A 9,510-nucleotide genomic window follows, 5' to 3' on the forward strand; every position below is an offset into this window, starting at 1 on the left:
GCTGAGCGCCGCCACCACTGCCGGCTCTCCTGCGAAGTAAAGGAGGAGGCAGCCGCGCAGAGGCTGCCGGGGGACATTCGCAGGAGAGCCGGCAGTGGTGGCGGAGCCCGATGCACAGCTTCTGCTGGGAAGCCAGCTGATGTACCGCCCCTGCGCCGATGGCACAATGCGGGCATGACGGAACGACTGCGCATCGCCGTAATTGGATACGGCACCGCTGGCCAGGCCTTGGCCATCCTGCTCACCCGTGATGGCCACGAGGTGGAGATCTTCGAACGCGTGCCGACGCCAGGGCCGGTGGGCGCAGGGTTCCTGCTGCAACCCAGCGGACTGCAGGTGCTGTGGCAGATGGGCCTGCTCGATGCCGTGCGCAGCTACGCCATGCCGGTGCGCCGGCTGTATGGCGACACGCCGTGCGAGCGCGCGGTGATGGACATGGGCTATGACGGCCTGGATGCGCGCCTGCACGGTCTGGGCATGCAGCGCGGGGCGTTGTTCTCGGTGCTGGACAAAGCGCGTGAAGGCGCCGGCGAACTGCATGTGGGTACGACCATCGTCGAGGTCGACCACCAGCAGGGGCGGCTGCGCGACAGCGACGGCCGCACGCATGGACCGTTCGATCTGGTGGTTGCCGCCGATGGCGCTGCATCCACGCTGCGCAACGGCATCGACGGTGGCGCGGCACTGGATCGGGTGTACCCGTGGGGCGCGCTGTGGTGCCTGTTGCCGGCCGAAGACTGGCCGCACATGCAGCAGCTGCGGCAGCGCTACGTCGCCGCGCGAAAGATGATCGGCCTGCTGCCGGTGGGTACCCGACCGGGTGACGATACGCCTCGCCTGAGCTTCTTCTGGAGCCTGCCGCGTGCGGATTTCGAGCGTTGGCAGGGCGACGGCATGGCGCCCTGGCTGGAAGAACTGCATGCGCTGTGGCCACAGGCAGGCGCGCGCTTCGCCCATCTGCAGGACGCCGGGCAACTGGCGCGCGCGGTGTACCGCGATGCAGTAATGAAGCGTTGGCACCAGGGCCGGCTGGTACTGGTCGGTGATGCGGCGCATGCGATGAGCCCGCAGCTGGGGCAGGGCGTGAACATGGCGCTGCTGGATGCGCTGGCACTGCGCGATGCGTTGCGTACCCAGGGTGGCGGCGAACCGGCATTGCAGGCCTATCAGGCACAACGGCGTTCGCATGTGGCGGTCTATCAGCGCTGGAGCCGCTGGCTGACGCCGCTGTTCCAGTCCGATCGCGATGCGTGGGCGAAGGCGCGCGACGTGCTGCTGGGGCCGATGGGACGACTGCCTGGCGGGCGCGGGCACATGCTGCGCGTGCTCAGCGGTACCCAGCACGGGTGGCTGGGCGCGTTGCCGCTCGATCCGGCATTCATCGAAGCGCTCGCCGCTGCGCCCATGCCGGTACAGGGCGTGGCGATGCCCGCCACTGCGTGAAGCCATTCATCGGCTTAACGATTACCTCACCCCGTATATGCGACAAGAGATGGGCACGCGACAGCCGCGTCGCCCGCTTTCCTTTTCGTGATCGATCATCGCGTGGCCCGGGTGGCGCCGCCGTCGCTGCCTGCTGCGGCCCGGATGCGCCGCACGATGCACGAGGAGGACGCCATGTTGTTCGCGGTCGAGAAGCTGGAATCGGAAATCTGCAAGCTGCGCGGCCTGCTGCGGATGCTGCACGAGGACCAGCCCGACGTACTGGAAGATGTGTTCGAGTTCCATGTCGGCAGTTTGATCAGCCACGCATCACCGGAAAACCACGACCATATCCGCGCCTGCGCCCACGAGATGCTGGTGGCGATACAGGCACTGCCGCGCCACGCCGACGAGGAAGCGCAGGATTTCAGCCTGATGCCCGGGATCGTCGCCCGCCCGTCGTAAGGCAGGGCAGGCCTCGACGCAGGCCTCTACGAATCAGCGAACCGGCAGCGGCACCACGCTGTCTTCCACGCAGGCGAGCAGCTGTTCGCCCGGTGCCAGTACAGGCACGACACCGGCGGTGAATGCCGAGAACGCCGGCAGGATGGTGATGCCCTGGCGCAGCCAGAACGCGGGGAAGCGCCGACGCAGTGCCGGCAGCGCCACCTGCGGATGCACATGGCCCGCCAGCACGTGCGCGGAGGCATCGGCCAGCGGCTCGTGCCGCAGCAGGAACGGTCCCAAGCGCGGGTCGTCATGCATCTGCACCTGCAGCGCTGCCTTCGGCAGATCACGGTCGTGATTGCCGCGTACCACGTGGATGTCCAGCGCAGCATGCTGCTCGCGCCAACCAAGCCATTGCTGGTACCAGGCCGCGCGATGCGCCGGACCATGCAGGACGTCGCCGAGAATCCACAGTTGCTGGCAGTGGTGGGTGGCCACCAGGTCCTGCAGGCGCTGCAGGTCATCGCCGGTACCGCCGGCCGGCAGGGCGATTCCCGCGCGGCGGAACACGTCCGCCTTGCCAAGGTGCAGGTCGGCGATCAACAACGCGCGACGCGCCGGCCACAGCAGCGCCCGTCCGCCCAGCAGCAGCATCGACTCACCGCCCAGCTGCAGCGGCAGATCAGCGGCCATGGCGGCGCTCCAGCTGTTGCGCGGCACGCTGCACGCGCGTGCGCCAGTCTTCATTGCTGAACTGCCCGCGCAGACGCTCGGCCCATAACGGAAACGCCAGTGGTGTCAGCGACGATGGCTGCAGCAGCGACAACGAACGTGTGGCGATGCCTGCCAGCACCTGCTGCAGTCCGGGAAGATCCAGGCTGTCGTGCAGCACCTCATGCTCGGCCAATGCCAACAGCAGATGCTCCGGATCATGCTCGCGCAGCACGTCGTGCAGCAGACCGGCGGAAGCCTGCAGCTGGCGCAGCGAGCGTGGCATGCCACCAGGCAGGCTGGGCACCAGCAGGCCCGCCACGCGCGCGATGCCGCGGAACTGACGGCGCGCCAATTCGCCCAGGTTCACCGCTTCGCGCAGGTCCTGCAGCAGGCCGTCAGCATCCAGCATCGCCCGCCAGTCCTGTTCCTGCAGTTGCACCGGCGTCGCCGGAGCGAGCACCAGGCCATGGTCGTTCACCGCATAGCCGATGCTGTTGCGCTGTTGCCGGGTGCAGCGCAGGGCCAGCAGCGCGGCCAGCGCTTCATGCACATGGCGGCCCGCAAAGGGATAGACGAACAGGAACTGGCCCTCGCGCCGACGCACATCTTCCACCAGCAGCTGGCCGGGCGATGGCGGCGCAGACAGCTGCGACTGCAACGCCAGCAGCGGCGCGAGCCAGCGCGACTCCGCACTCTGGTCGGCGCCCGACAGCACCCTCTCCAGTTCGCGCCCCAGTGGCATCGACAACGGCAGCTGCCCGCCCTGCCAGCGCGGCACCACGCCATCGCCGCCACCGCGTGCCACGCGCACGAACGCGGTCATGTCGCGCAACTGCACCAGCTCCAGCAGACGCCCGGCAAACTGGAAGCGGTCGCCGCGGCGCAGGCGGCTGGCGAACTGCTCTTCCACCGCGCCCAGGCTGCCGCCACGCAGGAATTGCACGCGCACGCTGCCGTCGCTGCTGATGGTGCCGATCGACAGCCGATGGCGCAGCGCCTGGCGGCGATCGGGCATGCGGTAGAGGCCATCGGCATCGCGTACCACCTTGTGGAACTCCGGATACCGCGACAGCGCACGTCCGCCCTGCACGATGAAATCAAGCACGGCATTCCACTGTGCGTCGTCCAGCGTGGCGAAGGCATGCGTGTCACGAACCTGCTGCAGCAGTGCATCGGCATCGAAGCCGCCAGCCAGTGCGCGGCTGACGGCATGCTGAGCCAGTACATCCAGTGACAAGGTGGGGGGACGTCGTGCTTCGATCACACCATCATGCAGCGCGCGTCGGGCTGCGGCGTACTCAGCCAGTTCCAGCGCGTGGCTGGGAATGCACAGTATCTCGCCGCTGGCACCGGGCCGATGGCGTGCACGCCCGGCCCGCTGGCGCAGGCGGGCCACACCCTTCGGGCTGCCCAGCTGCAGCACCTGGTCCACTTCCGGAAAGTCCACGCCCAGATCCAGGCTGGACGTGGCCACCACGCACCGCAGCGTGCCGGCACGCAGTCCGTCTTCCACCTGCTGGCGCAGCGTAGGATCCAATGAGCCGTGGTGCAGGGCGAGCGTGCCGGCATCTTCCGGCCACACCGCCGCGAGGGCCTGGTGCCACAGTTCCGCCTGCGCACGCGTATTGGTGAAGAACAGGCTGCTGCGTGCGCGGAACACTGCATCGAGCACGCGCGGAAGCTGGGAAAGACCGAGATGCCCGGCCCAGGGAAAGCGTTCGCCGGGTTCGGGCAGCAGGCTGCGGATCGTTACCGGCCGCTGCCGTGCACCTTCCACGATGGGTGACTGTGGCCGGTGCGGCAGCAGTACGTCGCGTGCCTGCGGCAGGTTGCCCAATGTTGCCGACAGTCCCCACAGCTGCATCGCGGGCGCCGCCGCACGCAGCAGCGCCAGGTTCAACTGCAGCAGCACGCCGCGCTTGTTGCCCAGCAGTTCGTGCCATTCGTCCACCACCACGCAGCGCAGCTGGCGCATGCGTTCGAGGGTATCGGGATAGCTGAGCAGCAGCGCCAGCGACTCCGGTGTGGTCACCAGCACATCGATGCGACCTTCGCGCGCCAGGCGCCTGTCACGGTTGCTGGCATCGCCGCTGCGCAGCCCCACGCGCCAGCCCAGGCCAAGGCCATCGATCGGCGCCTGCAGCGCGCGTGCGGTATCGCTGGCCAGCGCCCGCAGCGGTGTCACCCACAGCACCTGCAGCGGGCGTACCGCGCTGGCGCGACGCGGTGCGGGGGGCGGGTCGAGCATCGCCTGCAGCAACGGGCCACCGAACATGGCAAGGGTCTTGCCGCTGCCGGTGGGCGTGTGCAGCAGGCCCGATTCGCCGGCCAGGTAGTGTCGCCACATCGCGCGCTGGAAGGGCAGCGGGCGCCAGCCGCGGCTGCCGAACCAGTCGTTCAGTCGCTGCAGCGCATCGCTGCGCTTCATCGCGCCAGCGCCTGCAACTGTGCCAGATGGTCGGCTTCGGCAGCCGGTTTGTCGTGGCGCCAGCGCAGGATGCGTGGAAAGCGCACGGCGATGCCAGACTTGTGCCGCGCGCTGCGGTTGACGGCTTCGAAACCGAGTTCGAACACCTGCTCGGCACTGACGCTGCGCACCGGGCCGAAGCGCTCGCGGGTATGCGCGCGGATCCAGCGGTCGAGGGCGAGGATTTCCTTGTCGTCCAGCCCGGAATAGGCCTTGGCCACGGGAACCAGCGTGTCGCCATCCCAGACCCCGAAGTTGTAATCGGTGTACAGCGTGCTGCGCCGGCCATGACCCGCCTGCGCATACAGCAGTACGGCATCGATGGTGAGCGGCTCGACCTTCCACTTCCACCAGTCGCCACGACGGCGCCCGGACTGGTAGATCGAATCGCGGCGCTTCAGCATCAGCCCTTCCACGCCGCGCTCGCGCGATGCTTCGCGCAGCTGCGCGGCATGCTGCCAATCGTCGGCGGGCACCTCCGGCGACAGCTGGATGCGCGGATCGCCGAGCGCGCCGACCACCTCGGCCAACTGCGCGCGACGTTGCTGCAGCGGCAGCGCACGCAGGTCCTCACCGTCGCGTTCCAGCAGATCGTAGGCGAGCACGCGCACCGGCGTGTTGCGCAGGGTGGCGGCGCCGGGTTTGCGGCGCTGGATGCGGGTCTGCAGCGCGGTGAATGCACGCGGCAGATTGTCAGCGTCATCCCATGCCAGCAGCTCGCCATCCAGCACGCAGCCATCGGGCAGCGAGGCGGCGGCCTGTTCGATCTCCGGGAAGCGACCGTCCAGCCGTTCTTCGCCGCGCGACCACAACGCCACCTCACCCTGGCGCCGCAGCAACTGCAGGCGGATGCCATCCCACTTCCATTCCAGCAGCCAGTTGCCGATGTCGCCCAGCCGCTCGGTGGGCTCACCTTCCAGCGGCGAGGCCAGGAAGAACGGATAGGGCTGCTGGCGATCGGTCGGCAGTTCTTCGGCAGACAGCAGCGTGGCCAGCAGGCCGGGGGAGGGCACCCAATCGCCGAGCATGCGCTGGGCGATGCGGGCGATGTCCAGCCCGGACCACTCGGCCAATGCCTGCTGCACCACGCGCTGCGACACGCCAACGCGCAGTGCACCGGTCAGCAGCTTGTTGAAGACCAGGCGTTCGGCCGATGCAAGCTGTCGCCAGCCCTCGACTACAGCGGCACGACGCACGGGCTCTGGCTGGTTGGCGACGGCAAGCAGGTGCTGTTCGATCCAGTCGGCCAGGGGGCGATCCTCGCCTTCGCTGGCAGGATCATCCAGCAGCAGCGTGAGCGTCTCCGCAAGGTCGCCGACCTGCGCGTAGCTGTCCTCGACCAGCCATGGCGGCAGCCCGGATTCTTCGGCGATCCACGCCCGCAGTTCGCCACTGCCTGCGATCTTGCGGCGCGCGCCGCCCACCTTGCCGCCGCTGAGCAGGTACAGCGCCCACGCCGCGTCGTGCGGACGTGCGTGCTGGAAGTAGTCGATCAGCGCCGCGCGCTTGTCCAGCGTCGCGGTGCTGCGATCCAGGCGCTGGTACAGCGCGGCGAAGGCCTTCACTCCTCGCCTCCGAAATCGGTGCGGAAGGCTTCGGCGGCAATGCCGCGTTCGCGCAGGTACGGAATCAGCGCATCGGTGTTGCCGTGGGTGGCGATGATCCTGCGCGCGCCGGTCTGCGTGATGGTCTGCAGCAGTGCTGGCCAATCGGCATGGTCGGAGATTACGAAGCCACGGTCGACGTTGCGGCGGCGGCGATTGCCGCGCAACTGCATCCAGCCCGAGGCGAAACCAAGCTGGTGGCGGCCGAACCGGCGCAGCCAGGGCGTGCCGGCGGCCGAGGGTGGCGCCAGGATCAGCTGGCCTGCGGCATCGGGCTGACGTCCCTGTTCGGCAACGGTGAGCGTATCGAGCATCGGCACACCGGCCTGGCGATAGACGGCAACGCCGTTGGCGATGGCACCGTGCAGCCAGGCAGGCTGGTCATCCACCGCGCGCAACTCGGCCAACACGCGTTGCGCCTTGCCCAGCGCGTAGCAGAGCAGCACGGCCGCTTCCCCGCGTTGCGCGCACTCGCGACGCCAGGCGGCGATCTCGGCCGCCACGGCGCGGGTATCGGGCCAGCGATAGATCGGCAGCGCGAATGTGGCTTCAGTGATGAAGGTATCGCAGGGCACCACTTCGAACGGGGTGCAGGTGGGGTCGGGCTGGCGCTTGTAGTCGCCAGACGCCACCCAGACCTGCTCACCGTCGTCGATGCGCACCTGCGACGAGCCGAGCACGTGCCCGGCCGGATGCAGCGATACCTGCACCCGGCCCAAGGCAAACGGCACGCCCTCGGCATGCGCGTGCAGCGGCACATCGCCCAGGCGCCAGCGCAGGATCGGCACGCTGCCGGTGCTGCAGTGGTATTCGCCCATGCCGGGTCGCGCATGGTCGCCATGACCATGGGTGATGACCGCGCGCGGCACCGGCCGCCAGGGATCGATATGGAAATCGCCTGCCGCGCAGTACAGCCCTTCCGGCCGCAGTACCACCAGATCGTCATTGCCTGCCATGCCGTCACTGTGGCGTGGCGGTCGTGCACGCGGCGAGAATCGGCCTGAACGCGGGGTTGCCGGGCGATACGGCACAATCGGGCCGCACACCTCTTGCCGGCGGGGAAGGAACCGATGAGTGGACCGAGCTTCAACAGCAGCGCTCCCTACGAAACCCACGTGGTACTCAACCAGCCGCCACCGTTCGCCGGTCGCCAGTTGTGGACCGACGACATCGCACTGATGGAGGCCGTGCAGCGCGAGGGTGCGGCAGCCTTCGCGCCACGCCTGGCGGTGTATGGAGGACTGGCCGGCGACGAGCTGTACCGCATCGGCTTCGACGCCAACCGCGACCGCCCACGCCTGCGCACCCATGATGCGCAGGGCCATCGCATCGATACCGTGGAATTCCATCCGGCGTACCACCAGCTGATGCAGGCGGCGAAGGAGCACGGCGTTGCCGGGCTGTCCTGGCACGAGCCACAGCCCGGCGCCCATGTCGCGCGCGCCGCACTGAGCTACCTGCACCACCAGGCCGAAGCCGGCACCAGCTGCCCGCTGACCATGACCCATGCCGCAGTGGCCGTGCTGCGCGGGCAGCCGCATCTGGCCGAGTGGTCGCGCAAGGCCGCCGCACCGGTATACGACCCGCGTGATGTGCCGGTGGCCGACAAGGCAGGCATCACCCTGGGCATGGGCATGACCGAGAAGCAGGGCGGCTCGGACGTGCGCGCCAACACCACCCGCGCCGAACCCATCGATGGCGAGCGCTATCGGTTGATCGGGCACAAATGGTTCTTCTCTGCGCCCATGTGCGATGGCTTCCTGGTACTGGCGCAGGCGCCGGCCGGATTGACCTGCCTGCTGATGCCACGGCGGCTGGCCGACGGCGATCGCAATGCGTTCCGCCTGATGCGCCTGAAGGACAAGCTGGGCGACTGGGCCAACGCCTCCAGCGAAGTGGAGTTCTGCGGTGCCCAGGCCTGGCGGGTGGGCGAGGAGGGGCGCGGCGTCGCCACCATCATCGGCATGGTGATGATGACCCGGCTGGACTGCATGCTGGGCGCTGCGGCGGAAATGCGCATGGCGCTGGCGCAGGCGCTGCACCACGCGCGGCATCGGCGCACCTTCGGAAAGCCATTGATGGACCATCCGCTGATGGCCAACGTGCTGGCCGATCTGGCGCTGGAATCGGAAGCTGCCACGGTGCTGGCGATGCGTATCGCGCGCGCGGTCGATCATGCCGGCAGCGATCCGGTCGAGGCCGCGCTCGCGCGGCTGGGGACGGCATTGGGCAAGTACTGGATATGCAAGCGTGCGCCTGCGTTCGTCAACGAAGCGCAGGAATGCCTGGGCGGTGCTGGCTACGTGGAGGAATCGGTGTTGCCGCGGCTGTACCGGCAGGCGCCGTTGAATTCGATCTGGGAGGGCAGCGGCAACATCCAGTGCCTGGACGTGCTGCGTGCGCTGGCGCGCGAACCGGAGGTGCTGGCGGCACTGCAGGGTGAGCTGGAGGCGGTGGCCGACCGTGATGCGCGCTATGCGGCGGCGCTGCAGCAGTGGCGCGATGCGGCGGCACCGGAGGAGGCACAGGCGCGGGTGTTCTGCGAACGCACGGCCCTGCTGCTGCAGGCGGCGTTGTTGCTGCGTGCACGCAGCCCGATGGCCGAAGCGTTCATCCGCAGCCGGCTGCAGGGCGAACATGGGTTGGCATTCGGCACGCTGCCGGCGGGGTTGGATATGGCGGGGATGCTGGCGCGCGCGCTGCCGTAGTGGTGGCCAACGGCTGAGCCCCTCGTGGTGGGCGCTGCAGGAGCGTGGGCAGGGCCGCGCGGGTGGGCTGCGCAGGGGGCGCTGCAAGTACGTCCCTGTAAGCTCGGTCGCCGCATCCATGCGGCTCACGCCCCTGCGCAACCCACCC

The 9,510-nt window shown here is 68.8% G+C and carries 7 protein-coding genes; 3 read left to right on the top strand and 4 right to left on the bottom strand.

Translation table 11 applies throughout. The annotated features are described in order from the left end of the window. Positions 1-174: 174 nt before the first annotated feature. Together ACFX4F_RS17255 and ACFX4F_RS17260 are read left to right on the top strand one after the other, a co-directional pair. Positions 175-1,443 (top strand): FAD-dependent oxidoreductase, encoded by a 1,269-nt coding sequence (locus tag ACFX4F_RS17255; protein ID WP_380657412.1) that lies wholly within the window; start codon positions 175-177, stop codon positions 1,441-1,443. Positions 1,444-1,617: 174 nt separating this feature from the next. Further along, on the top strand, positions 1,618-1,887 hold the full coding sequence (locus tag ACFX4F_RS17260) for a hypothetical protein (RefSeq protein WP_380657414.1): 270 nt from the start codon (positions 1,618-1,620) through the stop codon (positions 1,885-1,887). A gap of 33 nt (positions 1,888-1,920) precedes the next feature. Here ACFX4F_RS17260 and pdeM read toward each other — a convergent pair whose 3' ends face one another. From pdeM to ACFX4F_RS17280, 4 genes are read right to left on the bottom strand one after another with little or no spacing between them, the layout of a single operon-like run. Further along, positions 1,921-2,562 (bottom strand): ligase-associated DNA damage response endonuclease PdeM, encoded by a 642-nt coding sequence (gene pdeM / locus ACFX4F_RS17265; protein WP_380657416.1) that lies wholly within the window; start codon positions 2,560-2,562, stop codon positions 1,921-1,923. Next, positions 2,552-5,011, bottom strand: a complete 2,460-nt coding sequence (locus ACFX4F_RS17270) for a ligase-associated DNA damage response DEXH box helicase (protein ID WP_380657418.1) — start codon at positions 5,009-5,011, stop codon at positions 2,552-2,554. The genes pdeM and ACFX4F_RS17270 overlap by 11 nt, the downstream gene beginning before the upstream one ends. Continuing rightward, positions 5,008-6,615, bottom strand: coding sequence for an ATP-dependent DNA ligase (locus tag ACFX4F_RS17275; protein WP_380657420.1), 1,608 nt, complete (start codon positions 6,613-6,615; stop codon positions 5,008-5,010). The genes ACFX4F_RS17270 and ACFX4F_RS17275 overlap by 4 nt, the downstream gene beginning before the upstream one ends. Then, positions 6,612-7,610 (bottom strand): ligase-associated DNA damage response exonuclease, encoded by a 999-nt coding sequence (locus ACFX4F_RS17280; protein WP_099818946.1) that lies wholly within the window; start codon positions 7,608-7,610, stop codon positions 6,612-6,614. Before ACFX4F_RS17280 ends, ACFX4F_RS17275 begins: the two co-directional genes overlap by 4 nt. Before the next feature lie 114 nt (positions 7,611-7,724). Between ACFX4F_RS17280 and ACFX4F_RS17285 the strand changes: the two genes are divergently transcribed. After that, positions 7,725-9,362: an acyl-CoA dehydrogenase family protein gene (locus tag ACFX4F_RS17285; RefSeq protein ID WP_380657422.1), complete on the top strand. Its 1,638-nt coding sequence runs from the start codon at positions 7,725-7,727 to the stop codon at positions 9,360-9,362. Positions 9,363-9,510 lie beyond the last annotated feature (148 nt).

Origin of the sequence: Stenotrophomonas sp. YIM B13575, from assembly GCF_042787595.1 — a bacterium.
Classification (GTDB): domain Bacteria; phylum Pseudomonadota; class Gammaproteobacteria; order Xanthomonadales; family Xanthomonadaceae; genus Stenotrophomonas; species Stenotrophomonas lactitubi_B.